Origin of the sequence: Streptomyces sp. NPDC090025, from assembly GCF_044748125.1 — a bacterium.
GTDB lineage: Bacteria > Actinomycetota > Actinomycetes > Streptomycetales > Streptomycetaceae > Streptomyces.
The window spans coordinates 121,823-142,159 of record NZ_JBIVFL010000013.1; the positions used below are offsets into that span (position 1 = coordinate 121,823).

Here is a 20,337-nt window from a genome sequence, read left to right on the forward strand (position 1 = left end):
AGAACCTACAAGGTGCGGGACTACGTCTGTGCCATGTCCACGAAGCGCGAGTAGTGGCCCTGGAAGGCCACCGTGATCGTGGCCGTCGGGCCGTTTCGGTGCTTGCCGACGATGATGTCCGCCTCGCCCGCGCGGGGGGACTCCTTCTCGTAGGCGTCCTCGCGGTGGAGCAGGATGACCATGTCCGCGTCCTGCTCGATGGAGCCGGACTCCCGGAGGTCGGAGACCATCGGCTTCTTGTCGGTGCGCTGCTCGGGGCCACGGTTCAGCTGGGAGAGCGCGATCACCGGGAGCTCCAGCTCCTTGGCGAGGAGCTTGAGGTTTCGCGACATGTCGGAGACCTCCTGCTGGCGGCTTTCCTGGCGCTTGGAGCCGCCGGACTGCATCAGCTGGAGGTAGTCGATGACGACGAGCTTGAGGCCGTTGCGCTGCTTCAGGCGGCGGCACTTGGCGCGGATCTCCATCATCGACAGGTTCGGTGAGTCGTCGATGTAGAGCGGCGCCTGGGAGACGTCCGGCATCCGGCGGGCCAGGCGGGTCCAGTCCTCGTCGGTCATGGTGCCGGAGCGCATGTGGTGCAGCGCCACCCGGGCCTCCGCCGAGAGCAGACGCATGGCGATCTCGTTGCGGCCCATTTCGAGCGAGAAGATGACGCTCGGCAGGTTGTTCTTGATGGACGCGGCCCGGGCGAAGTCCAGGGCGAGCGTGGACTTACCCATGGCGGGCCGGGCCGCGATGATGATCATCTGGCCGGGGTGCAGACCGTTGGTGAGCGCGTCGAGGTCGGTGAAGCCGGTCGGCACACCGGTCATCTCGCCGCTGCGGGAGCCGATCGCCTCGATCTCGTCGAGCGCGCCCTCCATGATGTCGCCGAGCGGCAGGTAGTCCTCGGTGGTGCGCTGCTCGGTGACCTGGTAGATCTCCGCCTGGGCGCGGTTCACGATCTCGTCGACGTCCCCGTCGGCCGCGTATCCCATCTGGGTGATCTTGGTGCCCGCCTCCACGAGGCGCCGCAGCACCGCCCGCTCGTGGACGATCTCCGCGTAGTACGAGGCGTTCGCCGCGGTCGGCACCGACTGCACCAGCGTGTGCAGGTAGGACGCGCCGCCCACCCGGGTGATCTCGCCGCGCTTGGTGAGCTCGGCGCCGACCGTGATGGGGTCGGCGGGCTCGCCCTTCGCGTAGAGGTCGAGGACGGCCGCGTAGATCGTCTCGTGGGCCGGCTTGTAGAAGTCGTGGCCCTTGATGATCTCGACGACGTCGGCGATCGCGTCCTTGGAGAGCAGCATGCCGCCGAGCACGGACTGCTCGGCGTCCAGGTCCTGCGGGGGCACCCGCTCGAACCCGGAGATTCCGCTGTCCCAGCCGCCCTCACTGCCGCGCTCGTGCTGGTCCTCACGGCCGCGGCCACGGCCGCGCGGCTCCCGGGTACGGGTGGGAAGCCGATCACCGGGCCCGGCGTCGGCCCAGGGGTCGTCCATGGGCTCAGGGATACTCACCAAGCCACCTCCTCCCGTCCGCTCCGCGGACCTCGCCGTGCACTCTTTCTTACGCCACGGCTCGGACAAAAAAGAGGCTTTGACTCCGCTACTGGCGCGTCGCGCGCCGGACCACGGTAGGCCCGCGGGCACCGTCAGCCAATCTGGTTATCCACAGGGCCTGTGGGTGAAGGGCCAGATGCTGTGGAGAACCCCCCGGATCCTGTGCACGGACCGGGGGACAGCCATGTGGACAAACTCATAACCAGTCCATCCAAACGGTTCTGACCTGCGGTTTTTCCATCCACCGACTGTGGGGGAGAAAAACTTTTCCGGCTGGACCAAGATCAGAACAAACGGCGCACACCCGAAGGCCGAGTCGGAGTCCAAGTAAGGGTCTCGACTGGATTGCATCGCTTACCTGTGGAAGATTAGATTGGGCCCATGCATCAGGCTCCCGCGACCCCCAAGGCCGTCCGACGGCAACACGACCGTGAGATCGTCTCGCTCGCCGTCCCGGCCTTCGGCGCGCTCGTCGCCGAGCCCCTGTTCCTCATGGCCGACAGCGCCATCGTGGGCCACCTCGGCACCCCCCAGCTGGCCGGTCTCGCCATCGCCTCGACCCTGCTCGCCACCGCCGTCAGCGTCTTCGTGTTCCTCGCCTACGCCACCACCGCCGCCGTCGCCCGCCGGGTCGGCGCGGGCGACCTGAGGTCCGCCATCCAGCAGGGCATCGACGGCATCTGGCTCGCCCTGCTGCTCGGCGCAGCGGTGGTCGCCCTCGCCCTGCCCGCCGCCCCCTGGCTCGTCGGAATCTTCGGAGCCTCGGACACGGCGGCGCCGTACGCCGTGACGTATCTGCGCGTCTCCAGCCTCGGCATCCCGGCCATGCTCATGGTCCTGGCCGCCACCGGCGTCCTGCGCGGCCTCCAGGACACCCGCACCCCGCTCTACGTCGCCATCGGCGGCTTCACCGCCAATCTCGTCCTCAACCTCGGCCTGGTCTACGGCGCCGGGCTCGGCATCGCGGGCTCCGCCTGGGGCACCGTCATCGCCCAGTTCGGCATGGCCGCCGCCTATCTCTACGTCGTCGTCCGCGGCGCCCGCCGCCACGGCGCTTCGCTGCGCCCCGACGCCGCCGGGATCCGGGCCTGCGCCCAGGCAGGCGCACCGCTGCTCGTCCGTACCCTCTCGCTGCGCGCCGTGCTGATGATCGCCACCGCGGTGGCCGCCCGGCTCGGCGACGCCGATGTGGCCGCCCACCAGGTCATCCTGTCCCTGTGGAGCCTGCTGGCGTTCGCGCTCGACTCCATCGCCATCGCCGGTCAGGCCATCATCGGCCGGTACCTCGGCGCCGACGACGCGGACGGCGCCCGTCAGGTCTGCCGCCGCATGGTCCAGTGGGGCGTGGTCTCCGGGGTGGTGCTCGGCGCGCTCCTGGTCCTCGCCCGCCCGCTGTTCGTCCCGCTGTTCACCGGCGACCCCGCGGTCCAGGACGCCCTGCTCCCCGCCCTGCTCGTGGTGGCGCTCTCCCAGCCGATCTCGGGCGTGGTCTTCGTGCTCGACGGGGTCCTCATGGGCGCCGGGGACGGCCGCTACCTCGCCGGGGCCATGCTGCTGACGCTGGCCGTCTTCGCCCCGGTCGCGCTGCTCGTACCGACCCTCGGGGGCGGCCTGACCGCCCTGTGGGGAGCGATGACCCTGATGATGACCGTCCGGATGGCGACCCTGTGGTTCCGCGCCCGCTCGGGCCGCTGGGTGGTCACCGGCGCCACCCGCTGACCCGCTGACCCCGACCGGCGGTCCGGGCCGTCCGAGCCGTCCGAGCCGTCCATGTTTCACGTGAAACAGCGTGTTTCACGTGAAACATGCGGAAGGGCCGCACCCCGAGGGGTGCGGCCCTTCCCACTGCTGCGACTGAACGTCTGCCCGGGGGCAGCGTCAGGCGGCGACGACCTCGACGCCGAGCTTCGCGACCACGTCGGCGTGCAGACGCACGGAGACCTGGTGCGAGCCGACGGTCTTGATCGGCGAGCCGACCTCGACGCGACGCTTGTCGACGTCCGGGCCACCGGCGGACTTGATCGCCGAAGCGATGTCAGCCTGGGTCACGGAGCCGAACAGGCGGCCGGCGTCGCCGGAGCGAACGGCCAGCTTGACCTTGACGCCCTCGAGCTGGGCCTTGATCTCGTTGGCCTGCTCGATGGTCGCGATCTCGTGGATCTTGCGGGCGCGGCGGATCTGCGCCACGTCCTTCTCGCCACCCTTGGTCCAGCGGATCGCGAAACCACGCGGGACCAGGTAGTTGCGAGCGTAGCCGTCCTTGACGTCGACGACGTCGCCGGCGGCACCGAGGCCGGACACCTCGTGGGTGAGGATGATCTTCATTTTTCGGTCACCCTTCCCTTAGCGCGCGGTGGACGTGTAGGGCAGCAGCGCCATCTCACGGCTGTTCTTCACGGCCGTGGCGACGTCACGCTGGTGCTGCGTGCAGTTGCCGGTCACACGACGGGCACGGATCTTGCCGCGGTCGGAAATGAACTTCCGCAGCATGTTCGTGTCCTTGTAGTCGACGTACGTGACCTTGTCCTTGCAGAAAGCGCAGACCTTCTTCTTAGGCTTGCGCACAGGCGGCTTCGCCATGGTGTTTCTCCTGTGTGATCAAGAATGTGGGTGCGAGCTGCTCCCAGGGCGCGGGCCCTAGAAGGGGGGCTCGTCCGAGTAGCCGCCGCCGGAGTTGCCACCCCAGCCGCCACCGCCGCCGCCATTACCGCCGGCCGGCTGGCCGCCGGCCGGGGCGCTGGAGGCCCAGGGGTCGTCGGAGGGAGCTCCGCCGCCGCCCTGCTGGCCGCCGCCCCAGCCGCCGCCGCCGCCACCCTGCTGGCCGCCACCGCCGCCGTAGCCGCCCTGACCACCGCGACCGGTGGTACGGGTGACCTTGGCCGTGGCGTTCTTCAGGCTGGGGCCGACTTCCTCGACGTCCAGCTCGTAGACCGTGCGCTTGACGCCCTCGCGGTCCTCGTAGGACCGCTGCTTCAGACGGCCCTGCACGACGACGCGCATGCCCTTCTGCAGCGACTCCGCGACGTTCTCCGCCGCCTGACGCCAGACCGAGCAGGTCAGGAACAGGCTCTCGCCGTCCTTCCACTCGTTCGTCTGGCGGTCGAAGGTGCGGGGAGTGGACGCGACACGGAACTTCGCGACCGCCGCACCGGAGGGGGTGAAGCGCAGCTCGGGGTCTTCGACAAGATTGCCGACGACCGTGATGACGGTCTCGCCTGCCATGGGTGAACCTCTCGGCGGGATTGCTTCTGGCTGCTGACTGCTACTCGGACCCGAGTACCTGTGAGCTAAGAGCTCAGTGGGTCTCGGGACGGAGGACCTTGGTCCGGAGGACCGACTCGTTCAGGTTCATCTGGCGGTCGAGCTCCTTGACGACCGCAGGCTCGGCCTGCAGGTCGATGACCGAGTAGATGCCCTCGGGCTTCTTCTTGATCTCGTAGGCGAGACGACGACGGCCCCAGGTGTCGACCTTCTCGACCTTTCCGTTGCCCTCACGGACGACGGAAAGGAAGTTCTCGATCAGCGGGGAGACAGCGCGCTCCTCGAGATCGGGGTCGAGGATGACCATCACCTCGTAGTGACGCATGTGGAACCCACCTCCTTTGGACTCAGCGGCCACGGTCGTTCCGTGGCAGGAGGGTCGTGATGCGTACGCATCGGTGCCGACTCACTGGCAGGGCCAGGGCAGACACCGGTGCAGACCGTACAGAGTACCTGTTCATCCCCCTGCGGTTGAAATCCGGTGGTGAGGGGACGCAATCTGTACACAACGGATGTCGGCGGCGTCACCGGCGCCGCCGTCCGGCTGGCACGCCAGGAGGTGCCTCATGGCACAGGCAATGCGACCCGACCCCGGACACTCCCTCTTCGCCACCGACGGCAAGCCCCACCCCGTCCAGGACACCCTGGTCGCCGTCACGCTGGTGCTCGGTGTCCTGTCCTTCGTCACCGCCCAGTTCCACAACCTGCACCTGCTGAGTTCCTGGTCCGGGCTGATCGGGATCCTCACCGGGGCCTACGGACAGTTCATCTCCGCCACGACCCGTGAGCGCTTCGCGCTGATCGTCGGTCTCGGCCTGTCCGCGGTCGGGTTCTTCCTGGGCATGGCCCACGGCGGCCTCTTCGGCGGCGTGATCGGCTGACCCGGCTCCCGGCAGGCCCCGGACGCGCCCGCACGCCCGCCACCAGGGCTCCTGGCGGCGGGCCCGGCCCACACGCCCATTCGGGGCGCCCCCCGCTCGCAGTAGGCTTCGGCGCGAGAGCCGGAGCCCCGCGACCGTTGGGGACACACCTGCCGAGGAGCGCCCCGCATGAGCCTGACCCTGAGGACCATCAGCCGTGAGCAGCATCTGGCATTCATCCAGAGCCAGCCCGCGGCGAGCCACTGCCAGGTCCCGGCGTGGGCGGACGTGAAGACCGAGTGGCGCTCCGAGAGCCTCGGCTGGTTCGACAGGTCCGAGGAGCTCGTCGGCGTCGGCCTGGTGCTCTACCGCCAGCTGCCGAAGATCAAGCGCTACCTGGCCTACCTGCCCGAGGGCCCGGTCATCAACTGGTACGCGCCGAACCTCGACGACTGGCTGCAGCCGATGCTCGCGCACCTGAAGCAGCAGGGCGCCTTCTCGGTGAAGATGGGCCCGCCGGTGGTCATCCGCCGCTGGGACTCCGCCGCGATCAAGTCCGGCATCCAGGACCCGGACGTCAAGCGGCTGCGGGACGTGCAGGCCACCGAGGTCGAGCCGCGCGCCTTCGAGGTCGCCGACCGGCTGCGGAAGATGGGCTGGCAGCAGGGCGAGGACGGCGGCGCCGGCTTCGGCGACGTGCAGCCGCGCTACGTCTTCCAGGTGCCGCTCGCCGGGCGTTCGCTCGACGACGTCCTCAAGGGCTTCAACCAGCTGTGGCGCCGCAACATCAAGAAGGCCGAGAAGGCCGGTGTCGAGGTCGTCCAGGGCGGTTACGAGGACCTGGCCGAGTGGCAGCGGCTGTACGAGATCACGGCCGTCCGCGACAAGTTCCGGCCGCGCCCGCTCTCGTACTTCCAGCGCATGTGGACCGTCCTCAACAACGAGGACCCCAACCGGATGCGGCTCTACTTCGCCCGCCACAACGGGGTGAACCTGTCCGCCGCGACGATGCTCGTCGTCGGCGGCCACGTCTGGTACTCGTACGGCGCCTCCGACAACATCGGCCGTGAGGTCCGGCCCTCGAACGCGATGCAGTGGCGGATGCTGCGCGACGCGTACGCGATGGGCGCCACCGTCTACGACCTGCGGGGCATCTCCGACTCGCTGGACGAGACCGACCACCTCTTCGGCCTCATCCAGTTCAAGGTCGGTACCGGCGGCGAGGCCGTGGAGTACGTGGGCGAGTGGGACTTCCCGCTCAACAAGCTGCTGCACAAGGCCCTGGACATCTACATGTCGCGTCGCTGACGGCACGGCGAGGGCTTGCGTACTCTCGTACCCGTCCTCGCACACACATCTGACACATCGCAGACACCGCAGCCACCAGAAAGGTTCGGGGCCGGCCCATGGCGCTCTCCCTCTACGTCGACACCGCGCGCTGGCGGGCGCACCAGAAGACCGTCATCGACCAGTTCCCCGGCATCATCCCGGTCTGCAAGGGGAACGGCTACGGCTTCGGGCACGAGCGCCTCTCCGACGAGGCGGCCCGGTTCGGTGCCGACATGCTCGCCGTGGGCACCACGTACGAGGCCGCGAAGATCAAGGACTGGTTCGGCGGTGACCTGCTCGTCCTGACGCCGTTCCGGCGCGGCGAGGAGCCGGTGCCGCTGCCGGACCGGGTGATCCGCTCGGTGTCCTCGGTGGACGGTGTGCACGCGCTGGTGGGCGCCCGGGTGGTCATCGAGTGCATGAGCTCGATGAAGCGCCACGGCATCCACGAGGAGGACCTGCCGAGGCTGCACGCGGCCATCGAGGACGTCCGGCTTGAGGGCTTCGCCCTGCACCTGCCGCTGGACCGCACCGACGGCACGGACGCCGTCGAGGAGGTCATCGGCTGGATGGACCGGCTGCGGGCCGCCCGGCTGCCGCTGCACACCATGTTCGTCAGCCATCTGCGCGCCGAGGAGCAGGCCCGGCTCCAGCAGCAGTTCCCGCAGACCCGGTTCCGCGCCCGTATCGGCACCCGGCTGTGGCTGGGCGACCACGAGGCCACCTCGTACCGGGGCTCGGTCCTGGACGTCACCCGGGTCGCCAAGGGCGACCGCTTCGGCTACCGCCAGCAGAAGGCCGCGTCGGACGGCTGGCTCGTGGTGGTCGCGGGCGGCACCTCGCACGGAGTGGGCCTGGAGGCCCCGAAGGCGATGCACGGTGTGATGCCGCGCGCCAAGGGCGTCGCCCGTGCCGGGCTCGCCACCGTGAACCGCAATCTGTCGCCGTTCGTGTGGGCGGGCAAGCAGCGCTGGTTCGCCGAGCCGCCGCACATGCAGGTGTCGATCCTGTTCGTGCCGGCCGACGCCGAGGAGCCGAAGGTCGGTGACGAGCTGGTGGCGCACCTGCGGCACACCACGACGCAGTACGACCGCCTCGTCGAGCGCTGAGCGGCCCACCGCGCACACGGAGCACGCAAGCACGGGAACGGCCCCCGGGGAATCCCCCGGGGGCCGTTCCCGTGTCCGTTTCCGCGTCCGTGGGTCAGGACCGCGGGTCGTGGGGCGCGCCCCACTCCACCCTGGGCCCCTCCTGAGCGGGTGCCGCGTGCCGCGCGGGGTGCGCGGCCCTGCCCAGCACGAAGACGTCGTCGGCGCCGTCCAGGACGCCGCCCGAGGGGTCGTCCGCGCCCTCGCGCCGCACCGGGTCCCGGTCGGGCGCCAGGATGTCCCGGACGACCAGGGCGCACAGGTAGAGCGTGCCGAGGAGGTGCAGCACGATCGCGAACTGGTAGCCGTCGGTCGGCAGGCCCTGCTTGTTCCCGCTGGACGTGTAGGCCAGGTAGAACCAGATGCCGAGGAAGTACATGACCTCGCACGCCTGCCAGACCAGGAAGTCCCGCCAGCGCGGCCGGGCGAGCGCGGCGAGCGGGATCAGCCAGAGCACGTACTGCGGCGAGTAGACCTTGTTGGTCAGCACGAACGCCGCCACCACGAGGAACGCCAGCTGCGCGAGGCGCGGCCTGCGCGGGGCGGTGAACGCCAGATGGGCGAGGCCCGCGGCCGCCAGCAGCATCAGGAACAGCGCCCAGTAGTTCGCGGTCTCGGGGCGGATCTGGTCCCCGGTGATCTGGCTGATCAGCAGCCACACGGAGCCGAAGTCGACGTTCCGCTCGGTGCTGAACACGTAGAACTGCTTCCAGCCCTCGGGCGCGAGGACCAGCACCGGCAGGTTCACCACCAGCCAGGCACCGACCGCGCCCGACACCGCCGTGCCGAACTCGCGCCACTTCCCGGCCCGCCAGCACAGCAGCAGCACGGGAAGCAGCAGCAGCGCCGGGTAGAACTTGGCCGCCGTCGCCAGGCCGAGGAGCACACCGGACGCGAGCGGGTGCCGGCGCGACCACATCAGCATCGCGGCGGCGGTCAGGGCCACCGCCAGCAGGTCCCAGTTGATGGTGGCGGTCAGCGCGAGCGCGGGCGCCAGGGCCACCAGGAGGGCGTCCCAGGGCCGGTTGCGGTGGGTCCTGGCGACGCAGACGGCGAGCACGGCCGCGCAGATCATCAGCAGGCCCGCGTTGACCATCCAGTACGCCTGCTCGCGCCCGGTCAGATCGTTCCCGCCGGGCGTCAGCCAGGCCGCGAGCTGCATGAACAGCCCGGTCAGGACCGGGTACTCCAGGAACGGTATGTCGCCGGTCAGCCGGTCGAAGTACGGGACCAGGCCGTCGGCGAAGCCGCGCCCGGAGAACAGGTGCGGGATGTCGGAGTAGCAGGCGTGGGTGTACTGCGAGGTGGAACCGCGGAACCAGGCCCAGTTGTAGCAGGGCAGTTTCTGCACCATGCCGAGGGCGAACATCCCGATCGTCACCAGCGCCACCACCCGCACCGGGGTGAGCTGTCCGGCCCCGAGCAGCGCCCGGCGTCCGACCGGACCGCCGATCAGCTCGCTGCCCGCGGCGGCGACCTCGTCCCGTCGGGTCGGGCGGACCACCGGGGGGTCCTGTGCGGGGCTCGTCTTCTGGAGGCTCGGCATGGTGCACATCCTGCCGTACGCCCCTGGGAAAACGGTGAGGGCCGCCGCGCCCGGTGCCGTACGCGAGTACGGACCGGACACGGCGGCCCTCGGGGTCTCAGCGCCCTTGGCTCACCGGCCGCGGGTCATTCGCCCTGGGCGCCTCTGGTGAGGCCGCCCGGCTTGCCTCCGCCACCGCCGGCACCCCCGCCCGGACTGCCGGTGGGATCGTCGGTCGTGGGCGTCCCGGTCGGTGTCGTCGGGGTGCCGGTGGGCCCGCCGTCGGTGCCGCCGTTGTCGTTGCCGTTGCTGGTGCCGCCGTTGGGGTCCTTGCACGGCCAGTCCCAGACGCTGCACGTGTTGCCCGGGTCGGGGGTGTGGGACGGCTCGCGGCTCGGCTCCTTGGTGGTCGCCGTCGGCGTGGGCGTCGGGGACTCCGTGGTCGCCGTCGGCGTCGGCGTCGGGCTGACCGCGCCACCGCCGAACACCGCCTCGCCGTCGAGCTCCTCGGGGTTCGGGAAGTCCTTCGGGTCGGTGCCGGTGAGCGCGTCGGTCATGTAGTCGTGCCAGATCTGCGACGGGAACGACGAACCGTGGATCTTCGGCTGCGCACCCGTGCCGAACATCGACTCGAACTTGCGGCCCTTCTGCGTCTCGTCGTCGGAGAACCGGTACATGTCGATCGCCGTCGACAGCTGCGGGGTGTAGCCCACGAACCAGGCCGAGTTGTTGCCGTCGGTGGTACCGGTCTTGCCGGCGCTCTCCCGGTCGTCGAGCGCGGCCTTGCGGCCGGTGCCCTTCTTCACGACGTCCTTCAGGACGTCGGTGACGTTGCTGGCGACCGCCGTGGAGAACACCCGCTTGGGCTTGTTCTCGTGCTGGTACTTCACCTGGCCCTGCTTGAGGACCTTCTCGACCGAGTAGACGTCGTTGCGCTCACCGTTGTTGGCGAAGGTGGAGTAGGCACCGGCCATCCGGATCGCGCTCGGGTCGGAGATGCCCAGCGAGAACGACGGCACGTCGGCCTTGACCAGCGAACCCTCGCGCAGACCCGCGTCTATGGCCGCCTGCCGCACCTTGTCGATGCCGACGTCCATGCCGAGCTGCACGTACGGCGAGTTCGCGGACTTCTCCATGGCCTCACGCAGCGACAGCTTCTTGTAGCTGGCGTCGTCGTCGTTGACCTGGAGCCACTCGTTGCCGCCCTCGTCGTGCCAGACCGAACCGTCGTAGTTCTTGATCTTCAGCTTGTTCTGGCCGTTGTAGAAGCTCTTGTCCGGGTCGACGATCCGGCGCGTGGAGGCGTCCTGCGACTTGCTCCCCTTGGGGTCGCGGACGCCGTCCCGCATCGCGGCGGCGAGCACGAAGGGCTTGAACGTCGAACCGACCTGGGCACCGGTCTCATCGGCGTTGTTCGTGAAGTGCTTCGTCGCGTCGGTGCCGCCGTAGAGGGCGACGATCGCGCCCGTCTCCGGGTTGACCGAGGCGCCGCCGAACTGGACGTGGGTGTCCGTCTTCGGGCGCTTCTCCGGGTCGATGTGCTCTTTGTAGACGTTCTTGATGGCCGTCTCGAGCGACTTGACCTTCTTCTTGTCGAAGGTCGTGTAGATCTCGTAGCCGCCGCGCGCCAGGTCCTTCTCGCTGATGCCCAGCTCGGGGTTGTTGATGACGCTGGACTGGGCGGTGCGCACCAGGTAGCCGACCTGGCCGCCGAGCTGAGCGCCCTGCTTGCGCTCCTTGACCTTCGGGAAGGCCGGGTACTTCGCGCGCTCGGTGGCGGGAAGGCTGCCGTCCTTGACCATCTCGCCGAGGATCCAGTTCCAGCGTTCCTGGGCGCGCTTGGTGTTCGCCACGGCCGTGGCCTGCGGGTCGACGTCCGTGCTGCCGGCCGGGTCGTAGTAGGTCGCGCCCTTGAGCAGCGAGGCCAGGAAGGCGCACTCGCTGGGGTTGAGCTTGCTCGCGTCCTTGCCGAAGTACGTACGGGCCGCGGCCTGGAGACCGTAGGCGCCGCGGCCGTAGTACGCGGTGTTGAGGTAGCCCGCCATGATGTCGGACTTCTCGAGGTCGTTGCCGACGCGAACCGAGATGAAGAGTTCCTTGACCTTACGGGTCAGCGTCTGCGACTGGTCGTCGAGGATGTTGTTCTTCACGTACTGCTGGGTGATGGTCGAGCCGCCCTGGGTCTGACCGCCCTTCGCCATGTTCCACACGGCGCGGCCGATGCCCATGGGGTCGACACCGGAGTCTTTCCAGAAGGTCTTGTTCTCGGCGGAGACCACCGCGTCCTGCATGGCCTTCGGGATCTGCTCGTAATTGATGATCTGCCGGTTGACCTCGCCGCCGGTGGCGGCCATCACCGTCTTGTCCGACCAGTAGAAGACGTTGTTCTGCTGCTTGGCGCTGAGCGCCTCGTTGGGGATCTCCACCATGCTGTACGCGGCGGTGACCGCGCCCATCATGCAGCCGACGAACGTCAGGAACAGGCCCGTCGTGAGCTTCCACGAGGGCACCCAGCGCCGCCAGCCGTACTTGCCGTAGCGCGGGTAGTCGATGATCCGCTTCTTGCCGGGCGGCCGCCCGTTGCCACGACCGCGCCCGGGACCGTCCCCACGGCCACCGCCCCCGCCGCCGCGCCGGCCACCGGGACCACCGGGGCCGCCGCCGCCTTCGGGCGCGCGCCTGCGGCCGCCCCGCTGGGCGGCGCGGCGTGCCTCGGCGCGGCCTCCGTAGGGCCGCTGCTCCTCACCGTAGGAGGAGGGCGGCCCGTACGAGGCCGATGGTGACCCTGTGTCGGTGTCACGGCTCTGGGCCGCCCGGCGGCCCGTCGGCTGCTGGGCGGCGCGTCGGGCCGCGGCACGGCCGCCTTGCGGCGGCTGCTGCTGCGGCTGTTTGCGACGGTGCTCGCTCATCGAACGACTACTCCTCGGGCAGGCGCGGTGCGCCTGGAAGCGGCAGTTGAGTTCCGGTCCCCCCGCGATGCACACGGCGGGACCTCGGAAAAGACCCCACCGTGCCGCAGCCGGTCACCCGCTTCACTGACGCCTCGCGGCGTCGCCTGGTTCCCGGTGGTCTGCATGCCGCACAGACTACGCACGGCCAAAACCTTCCTAGCGGCAGAGTTCACCCCAAATCAGGCAAGTCGCTCGCTGTGAATTGACGATGTGACGCCGGTCACCCGAGCCCCACTTGTCGAGGGCAAGGGCTCGTTCTATCGTCGGGATGTATCGAGTCGATACATCAGTGCGGCACATCGACTCGGCATACGAGGTTTTCAGCACGGTCCGAGGGACGACACCCGGCAAGCGGAGGAGGCGACGGATGAGCAGGCGCTCAGGGATTCTCGAGTTCGCCGTTCTCGGTCTGCTCCGCGAGGCCCCCATGCACGGGTACGAGCTGCGCAAGCGGCTCAACACCTCGCTGGGTATCTTCCGGGCCTTCAGCTACGGGACCCTCTACCCCTGCCTCAAGACGCTGGTCGCCAACGGCTGGTTGATCGAGGAACCGGGCAGCGCCCCCGAGGAGGCCCTCGCGGCTTCACTCGCAGGACGCCGCGCCAAGATCGTCTACCGGTTGACGGCCGAGGGGAAAGAGCACTTCGAGGAGCTGCTCTCGCACACCGGCCCGGACGCCTGGGAGGACGAACACTTCGCCGCCCGCTTCGCCTTCTTCGGTCAGACCGAACGCGAGGTGCGGATGCGGGTGCTCGAGGGCCGTCGCAGCCGGCTGGAGGAGCGCCTGGAGAAGATGCGCGCCTCGCTGTCCCGGACGCGCGAGCGCCTCGACGACTACACGCTTGAGCTGCAGCGCCACGGAATGGAGTCCGTGGAGCGCGAAGTGCGCTGGCTGAACGAGCTCATCGAGAGCGAGCGGGCGGGCCGGGATCAGCGATCCGGACCCGACGCCCCCGAGGGCGCCGCTCAGCAGGACACAGATTCTGGAGAAACGGGCGGCCTGCCCCGGCACGGGGGCAGTACCCGGCCGGATCCGTCCGACGACACCGCCAAGTGAAACCCTGCGTCAGCAGGGCTTCCACGATCACACAGGGAGCAACCGGAATGGGTTCGGTTCGCGTAGCCATCGTCGGCGTGGGCAACTGCGCCGCCTCGCTGGTGCAGGGCGTCGAGTACTACAAGGACGCCGACCCGGCGACCAAGGTCCCCGGCCTCATGCACGTCCAGTTCGGCGACTACCACGTCGGTGACGTGGAGTTCGTGGCCGCGTTCGACGTGGACGCGAAGAAGGTCGGCCTCGACCTCTCCGACGCCATCGGCGCCAGCGAGAACAACACCATCAAGATCTGCGACGTCCCCAACGCGGGTGTCACGGTCCAGCGTGGTCACACCCTCGACGGGCTCGGCAAGTACTACCGCATGACCATCGAGGAGTCCGCCGAGGCCCCGGTCGACGTGGTCCAGATCCTCAAGGACCGTCAGGTCGACGTCCTCGTCTGCTACCTGCCGGTCGGCTCCGAGGACGCGGCGAAGTTCTACGCCCAGTGCGCCATCGACGCCAAGGTCGCCTTCGTCAACGCCCTCCCGGTCTTCATCGCCGGCACCAAGGAGTGGGCGGACAAGTTCACCGAGGCCGGTGTCCCGATCGTCGGTGACGACATCAAGTCCCAGGTGGGCGCCACCATCACGCACCGCGTGATGGCGAAGCTCTTCGAGGACCGCGGTGTCCGCCTCGAGCGCACGATGCAGCTCAACGTCGGCGGCAACATGGACTTCAAGAACATGCTCGAGCGCGACCGCCTCGAGTCCAAGAAGATCTCCAAGACGCAGGCCGTCACCTCGCAGATCCCCGACCGGGAGCTCGGCGAGAAGAACGTCCACATCGGCCCGTCGGACTACGTGGCCTGGCTGGACGACCGCAAGTGGGCCTATGTCCGCCTTGAGGGCCGCGCCTTCGGCGACGTCCCGCTGAACCTGGAGTACAAGCTCGAGGTCTGGGACTCCCCGAACTCCGCGGGTGTCATCATCGACGCCCTGCGCGCCGCGAAGATCGCCAAGGACCGGGGCATCGGTGGCCCCATCCTCTCGGCGTCGTCGTACTTCATGAAGTCCCCGCCGGTGCAGTACTTCGACGACGAGGCCCTGGCCAACGTCGAGAAGTTCATCAAGGGCGAGGTCGAGCGCTGACCTGACGGTCCCCGGACGGTCCACGACCGTCCCGCGGCTCGCTGACGAGGGTCCCCGTGGCACTGCCCGGGGGCCCTCGTCGTATGTGAGTCTTGCTCCCATGTCCGTCGTGCGTGATCTGCGCGTCCTCCTCACCCTGCGCGACTTCCGCCGCCTGCTCACCGTCCGGCTGCTCTCGCAGTGCGCCGACGGCGTCTACCAGGTCGCCCTGGCCACGTACGTCGTCTTCTCCCCCGAGAAGGAGACCAGCGCCGCCGCCATCGCCTCCGCCATGGCCGTGCTGCTGCTCCCGTACTCCCTCGTGGGCCCCTTCGCCGGGGTGCTGCTCGACCGCTGGCCGCGCCGCCAGGTCTTCCTCTACGGGAACCTGCTGCGGGCGCTCCTCGCCGCCGGTACCGCCGTGCTGATGGTGGCCGCCGTGCCCGACTGGCTCTTCTACGCCTCCGCCCTCTCCGTCACGGCCGTCAACCGGTTCGTGCTCGCGGGCCTCTCCGCCGCGCTGCCCCGGGTGGTCGATGAGGAGCGGCTGGTGATCGCCAACTCGCTGTCACCGACCGCGGGCACCCTCGCGGCGACCCTGGGCGGCGGACTCGCCTTCGGGATGCGGCTGGTCGCGGACGACTCCGACGCCGCCGTCGTGCTGCTCGGCGCCGCGCTCTACCTCTGCTCCGCGCTCGCCTCGCTGCGGATCTCCCGCGCACTCCTCGGACCCGACCCGGACCGGGTCCAGCCCCGGCTCGGCGCCGCGCTCGGCTCCACGGCCCGGGGCCTCATGGGCGGCCTGCGGCACCTCGCCGAGCGGCGCCCCGCCGCCCGGGCGCTCGCCGCGGTCACCCTGATGCGGTTCTGCTACGGCGCGCTCTTCGTGACCGTGCTCATGCTGTCCCGGTACGCCTGGAGCACCACGGAGTCCGCAGGGCTCGCCGTGCTGGGACTGGCGGTCGCCACCTCCGGCGCGGGCTTCTTCGCCGCCGCGGTGCTCTCGCCCTGGGCCGTCGGGCGGCTCGGCCCCTTCGGCTGGATGGCCTGCTGCACCGCTGCCGCCGCCGTGCTGACCCCCGCCCTCGGGCTGACCTTCGCCCGGACGCCCTTCCTGGTGGCGGCCTTCGTCCTCGGCATGGTCACCCAGGGCGCCAAGATCGCCACCGACACCGTCGTCCAGACCTCGGTGGACGACGCCTACCGCGGGCGGGTCTTCTCGCTGTACGACGTGCTGTTCAACGTCGCCTTCGTCGGCGCGGCCGCCGTCGCCGCCGCGATGCTGCCGCCGGACGGCCGGTCCACCGCCATCGTCGTGCTGGTGACCTTGATCTACGCCGCGGTGACGATCGGCCTCGCCCGGATCGTCCGGGCCGACCGGAGCGGCCGGACCGACCCCGCCAACAGCGAGGGGTGATGTTTCACGTGAAACATCACCCCTGCCCGACGCGCCGCGTCACCGTTCCATCGGCCGCCCCACGCGATGTTTCACGTGAAACAGCGGCCCCGGCTCAGCCCTCCTGAGTCGCCCACCACTCCTTGAGCGCGGCGACGGCGTCGTCATGACTCATCGGGCCGTTCTCCAGGCGAAGCTCCAGCAGGAACTTGTAGGCGTTGCCGACCGCCGGACCCGGGCGGATGCCGAGGATCTCCTGGATCTGGTTCCCGTCCAGATCCGGGCGGATCGCGTCCAGCTCCTCCTGCTCCTGGAGCTGGGCGATCCGGTCCTCCAGACCGTCGTAGGCGCGCGAGAGCGCCATCGCCTTGCGCTTGTTGCGCGTGGTGCAGTCGGAGCGGGTGAGCTTGTGCAGCCGGGAGAGCAGCGGGCCCGCGTCGCGCACATAGCGACGGACGGCGGAGTCGGTCCACTCGCCGGTGCCGTAGCCGTGGAACCGCAGGTGCAGCTCCACCAGACGCGAGACGTCCTTGATCATCTCGTTGGAGTACTTCAGCGCGGTCATGCGCTTCTTCGTCATCTTCGCGCCGACCACCTCGTGGTGGTGGAACGAGACCCGGCCGTCGCTCTCGAAGCGGCGGGTACGCGGCTTGCCGATGTCGTGCAGCAGCGCCGCGAGCCGCAGCACCAGGTCGGGCCCGTCCTCCTCCAGGTCGATCGCCTGGTCGAGGACGGTCAGGGAGTGCTCGTAGACGTCCTTGTGCCGGTGGTGCTCGTCGCTCTCCAGACGCAGCGACGGAAGCTCCGGCAGCACATGGACGGCCAGACCGGTGTCGACGAGCAGGCCGAGGCCCTTGCGCGGGTGGGCCGAGAGAAGGAGCTTGTTGAACTCCTCCCGGACCCGCTCGGCCGAGACGATCTCCAGCCGGTCGGCCATCTCGGTCATCGCCGTGACGACCTCGGGGGCCACCTCGAAGTCCAGCTGCGCGGCGAACCGCGCGGCGCGCATCATCCGCAGCGGGTCGTCCGAGAACGACTCCTCGGGCGTGCCGGGGGTGCGCAGCACCCGCTCGGCCAGATCCTCGAGGCCGCCGTGCGGGTCGATGAACTCCTTCTCGGGCAATGCGACGGCCATCGCGTTGACCGTGAAGTCACGCCGGACCAGGTCCTCCTCGATGGAGTCGCCGTAGGACACCTCCGGCTTGCGGGAGGTCCGGTCGTACGCCTCGGAGCGGTACGTGGTGATCTCCACCAGGTACCCGGCCTTCTGGCAGCCGACGGTGCCGAAGGCGATCCCGACCTCCCAGACCGCGTCGGCCCACGGCCGGACGATCTTCAGAACGTCCTCCGGGCGCGCGTCCGTGGTGAAGTCCAGGTCGTTGCCGAGCCGGCCGAGGAGGGCGTCCCGCACCGAGCCGCCGACCAGCGCGAGGCTGAAGCCGGCCTCCTGGAAGCGGCGGGCGAGGTCGTCGGCGACCGGGGACACGCGCAGTAGTTCACTGACTGCGCGGCGTTGCACCTGGCTCAGTGCGGTCGGGGTGTCTTCGTTGGCGTTCGGCACAACAGAAAAGGGTACGTGCCCCGGCTCACCGGATCGTCCCCGTTTTCCTGGCGGACACCGGGCCCCGCTACCCTCCGGCCGCATCGGCTGGAGCAGTCCCCGGCACTTGGCCACCGCGTGCCTCGTTACCATGCCTGGACAGAGCAACCGGGAACCACCCGCACCACTGAAACCACAGACAACGACGAGGACGGGCGACGCGTGGCCGAGGCGGCAGCTATCCAGGGGACCGCTCCGACACCTGCCCGCCGCTGGCTGCGGCGCACGGCCTCGCTCGCCGTGGCGGCCCCGCTGCTCGCCGGTCTGCTCCAGGGCGCCCAGCAGCCCGCCGCCCACGCCGCCGAGAGCGGGAACGGCTCCGGCACGGTCGATGTGTCCGTCGACACGCTGACGCCCAGCGCCCCGACGGAGAACGACACCCTCACGATCACGGGCACCGTCACCAACGAGAGCAAGTCGGCGGTGACGGACGCCACCGTCGATCTGCGCGTGGGCCCCCAGATGACCAGCCGCAGCGAGATCGACGAGGTCTCCGGCAGCCGCGCCTACCGGGACGGACGGGACCCGTACCCGCTCGGCACCCCGTACACGTTCAAGATCCCCACGCTCGGTGCCGGGCTGAGCAAGGACTTCACGCTCTCCGTGCCGGTGTCCAAGCTGGAACTCGACGACGCCGGCGTCTACCAGCTCGGCGTCTCCCTCACCGGCCAGACCTCGGGCCAGTCCTACCGGCGGGTGCTCGGCATCGAGCGGACCCTGCTGCCGTACCAGCCCGAAGCCACCGAGAAGAAGACCCAGCTGACCTACCTCTGGCCGCTGATCTCCTCGGCGCACGTCTCCGCCGAGACCGGCGCCGACCAGCAGCAGACCCCGGTCTTCGAGAACGACGACCTCGCCGCCGAGATCGCGCCCGGCGGGCGGCTCCACGAACTGGTCTCGCTCGGCAAGGACCTCCCCGTCACCTGGATGATCGATCCGGACCTGCTGGCCAGCGTGGACGCGATGACCGGCCCGTACATGGTGAAGAACGGGGCGACCGAGACCGTCGGCAAGAACCAGGCGGTCGCCGAGCGCTGGCTGAACGACCTGGAGAAGGCCGTCCAGGCCCACAAGGTCGTGGCGCTGCCGTTCGCCGACCCCGACCTGGCCTCCCTCGCCCACCACGGCAAGGACGTGCCCGGCTCCCTCAGCCACCTCCAGCAGTCCACCGCGCTCGCCTCGTCCACCGTCGAGACGATCCTCCATGTGAAGCCGTCCACCGACTTCAGCTGGCCCGTGGACGGCGCCGTGGATCCGTCGATCATGTCGGTCGCCACCTCGGCGGGCGCGCACAACGTGATCGCCCGCAGCGACAGCTTCCGTGACGACCTCTCCTACACGCCGACCTCGGCCCGGCCGATCGGCGGCGGGACCACCGCGGTCGTCTCCGACGCCACCCTGTCGACCGCCTTCCAGGGCGACATGATCCGGGCCGAGAACGCCACCCTCGCGATCCAGGACTTCCTCGCCCAGTCGCTCGCCGTCACCCTGGAGCGGCCCGAGGACCAGCGCAGCGTGGTCGTCGCCCCGCAGCGCATGCCCAGCACCGCGCAGGCGCAGACCATGGCGAAGGCGCTGCAGGCCCTCCAGGCGAAGCGCTGGACCGAGCCGCTCGACCTGATCGCCGCCGCCACCCACTCCGACCCCGACGCCTCGAAGCGCGTGCCCGGCAGCGGCTCCTACTCCAAGGCGCTGCGCAAGCAGGAGCTGCCCGTCGAGGCGTTCCGCGAGATGAAGGACACCCGCGACCGGCTCGACGACTTCCAGGTGATCCTGACCTCACCGGAACGCGTGGTGCCGACCTTCACCAACGCCATCAGCCGCGAGATGTCCACCTCGTGGCGCGGTGAGGCGCCGTCCGCGGCGCTCTACCGCAAGGAGGTCCAGGACTATCTGCGCAGCCTCACCCAGGAGGTGCAGCTGATCGAGAAGTCGGACCTCACTCTCTCGGGTCGCAGTGCCACCATCCCGGTGACCGTGCAGAACCGGCTCCTCCAGGGCGTCGACGACCTCGTCCTGCGGCTGAAGTCCAGCAACAAGGCCCGTCTGAAGCTGGACGGCGAGGGCGAGGCCGACCGTCCGGTGAAGATCGACGGCGGGCACAGCCGGGCGGTGAAGTTCGACGCCTCCGCCAACGCCAACGGCCCCGTGACCATGACGGCCCAGCTCTACACCGCGGACGGCACGCCTTACGGCGCCCCCATGGAGTTCACGGTGAAGGTCTCCGAGGTCACGCCCACGGTCATGCTCGTGATCGCGGGCGGAGTGCTGCTGCTCGTCCTCGCCGGGGTCCGGATGTACTCCCAGCGCAAGCGCGCCGCCGCCCGCACCGCGGAGGCCGCGGCCGAGGCGGAAGCCGAGGCGGCCGAGGCCGACGCCGAGGACGCCCCGGAGGCCGCCGAGGCCGACGCGGACGCCCCCGAGGGCACCCAGGAGCCCCAGGACCCGGCCGATCCCGGGCAGCCGAGTGACCCGACACCGGACACCGGGCCGGAAAGCGGCGACCCGTCGGGCCCGAGTGAGAAAGTGGACCGTTGAGCGATGTCGTGGCCGGTCGGCC

At 69.7% G+C, this 20,337-nt stretch carries 16 protein-coding genes; 8 read left to right on the forward strand and 8 right to left on the reverse strand.

What is annotated here, in order from left to right; all coding sequences use genetic code 11:
* Nucleotides 1-20: 20 nt before the first annotated feature.
* Entirely contained in the window at nt 21-1,481 is a 1,461-nt protein-coding gene (dnaB, locus tag ACIPXM_RS26685; RefSeq protein ID WP_401660396.1) for a replicative DNA helicase, read from the reverse strand.
* A gap of 441 nt (nt 1,482-1,922) precedes the next feature.
* Here dnaB and ACIPXM_RS26690 point away from each other — a divergent pair, with 441 nt between their 5' ends.
* Entirely contained in the window at nt 1,923-3,260 is a 1,338-nt protein-coding gene (locus ACIPXM_RS26690; RefSeq protein WP_401660132.1) for an MATE family efflux transporter, read from the forward strand.
* Nucleotides 3,261-3,419: 159 nt separating this feature from the next.
* Here ACIPXM_RS26690 and rplI read toward each other — a convergent pair whose 3' ends face one another.
* The 4 genes from rplI to rpsF form a co-directional block, all read right to left on the reverse strand.
* Nucleotides 3,420-3,866 carry a 50S ribosomal protein L9 gene (gene rplI, locus ACIPXM_RS26695; RefSeq protein WP_401660135.1) on the reverse strand — a complete coding sequence of 149 codons (447 nt, stop codon included), beginning with the start codon at nt 3,864-3,866 and terminating at the stop codon, nt 3,420-3,422.
* Between the two features lie 18 nt (nt 3,867-3,884).
* A complete protein-coding gene (gene rpsR / locus ACIPXM_RS26700; RefSeq protein ID WP_003949403.1) occupies nt 3,885-4,121 on the reverse strand; it encodes a 30S ribosomal protein S18 in 237 nt (78 codons plus the stop codon).
* 57 nt (nt 4,122-4,178) lie between these two features.
* On the reverse strand, nt 4,179-4,763 hold the full coding sequence (locus ACIPXM_RS26705; RefSeq protein WP_401660138.1) for a single-stranded DNA-binding protein: 585 nt from the start codon (nt 4,761-4,763) through the stop codon (nt 4,179-4,181).
* A gap of 73 nt (nt 4,764-4,836) precedes the next feature.
* Entirely contained in the window at nt 4,837-5,127 is a 291-nt protein-coding gene (gene rpsF / locus ACIPXM_RS26710; protein ID WP_004950685.1) for a 30S ribosomal protein S6, read from the reverse strand.
* 241 nt (nt 5,128-5,368) lie between these two features.
* Here rpsF and ACIPXM_RS26715 point away from each other — a divergent pair, with 241 nt between their 5' ends.
* From ACIPXM_RS26715 to ACIPXM_RS26725, 3 genes are all read left to right on the forward strand, one after another.
* Entirely contained in the window at nt 5,369-5,683 is a 315-nt protein-coding gene (locus ACIPXM_RS26715; RefSeq protein ID WP_401660141.1) for a hypothetical protein, read from the forward strand.
* A 168-nt stretch (nt 5,684-5,851) separates the two neighbouring features.
* Nucleotides 5,852-6,970 (forward strand): lipid II:glycine glycyltransferase FemX, encoded by a 1,119-nt coding sequence (locus tag ACIPXM_RS26720; RefSeq protein WP_401660143.1) that lies wholly within the window; start codon nt 5,852-5,854, stop codon nt 6,968-6,970.
* A 98-nt stretch (nt 6,971-7,068) separates the two neighbouring features.
* The gene (locus ACIPXM_RS26725) at nt 7,069-8,100 is read left to right on the forward strand and encodes an alanine racemase (RefSeq protein ID WP_401660146.1); all 1,032 of its coding nucleotides are present in this window, start codon (nt 7,069-7,071) and stop codon (nt 8,098-8,100) included.
* Between the two features lie 94 nt (nt 8,101-8,194).
* Here the strand turns inward: ACIPXM_RS26725 and ACIPXM_RS26730 are convergent, their stop codons facing one another.
* Nucleotides 8,195-9,685, reverse strand: a complete 1,491-nt coding sequence (locus ACIPXM_RS26730) for a glycosyltransferase family 87 protein (RefSeq protein WP_401660148.1) — start codon at nt 9,683-9,685, stop codon at nt 8,195-8,197.
* Between the two features lie 125 nt (nt 9,686-9,810).
* Nucleotides 9,811-12,573 carry a transglycosylase domain-containing protein gene (locus ACIPXM_RS26735; protein WP_401660151.1) on the reverse strand — a complete coding sequence of 921 codons (2,763 nt, stop codon included), beginning with the start codon at nt 12,571-12,573 and terminating at the stop codon, nt 9,811-9,813.
* A 409-nt stretch (nt 12,574-12,982) separates the two neighbouring features.
* On the opposite strand from ACIPXM_RS26735, the gene ACIPXM_RS26740 reads away from it, so the two are divergent.
* From ACIPXM_RS26740 to ACIPXM_RS26750, 3 genes are all read left to right on the forward strand, one after another.
* Nucleotides 12,983-13,672 carry a helix-turn-helix transcriptional regulator gene (locus ACIPXM_RS26740; RefSeq protein WP_401660154.1) on the forward strand — a complete coding sequence of 230 codons (690 nt, stop codon included), beginning with the start codon at nt 12,983-12,985 and terminating at the stop codon, nt 13,670-13,672.
* Between the two features lie 47 nt (nt 13,673-13,719).
* On the forward strand, nt 13,720-14,802 hold the full coding sequence (locus ACIPXM_RS26745; RefSeq protein ID WP_401660157.1) for an inositol-3-phosphate synthase: 1,083 nt from the start codon (nt 13,720-13,722) through the stop codon (nt 14,800-14,802).
* Between the two features lie 100 nt (nt 14,803-14,902).
* On the forward strand, nt 14,903-16,198 hold the full coding sequence (locus ACIPXM_RS26750) for an MFS transporter (RefSeq protein WP_401660160.1): 1,296 nt from the start codon (nt 14,903-14,905) through the stop codon (nt 16,196-16,198).
* Between the two features lie 94 nt (nt 16,199-16,292).
* Here the strand turns inward: ACIPXM_RS26750 and ACIPXM_RS26755 are convergent, their stop codons facing one another.
* Nucleotides 16,293-17,738, reverse strand: a complete 1,446-nt coding sequence (locus tag ACIPXM_RS26755; RefSeq protein WP_401660162.1) for a CCA tRNA nucleotidyltransferase — start codon at nt 17,736-17,738, stop codon at nt 16,293-16,295.
* 201 nt (nt 17,739-17,939) lie between these two features.
* Here ACIPXM_RS26755 and ACIPXM_RS26760 point away from each other — a divergent pair, with 201 nt between their 5' ends.
* Nucleotides 17,940-20,315 (forward strand): DUF6049 family protein, encoded by a 2,376-nt coding sequence (locus ACIPXM_RS26760; RefSeq protein ID WP_401660165.1) that lies wholly within the window; start codon nt 17,940-17,942, stop codon nt 20,313-20,315.
* Nucleotides 20,316-20,337: the final 22 nt, after the last annotated feature.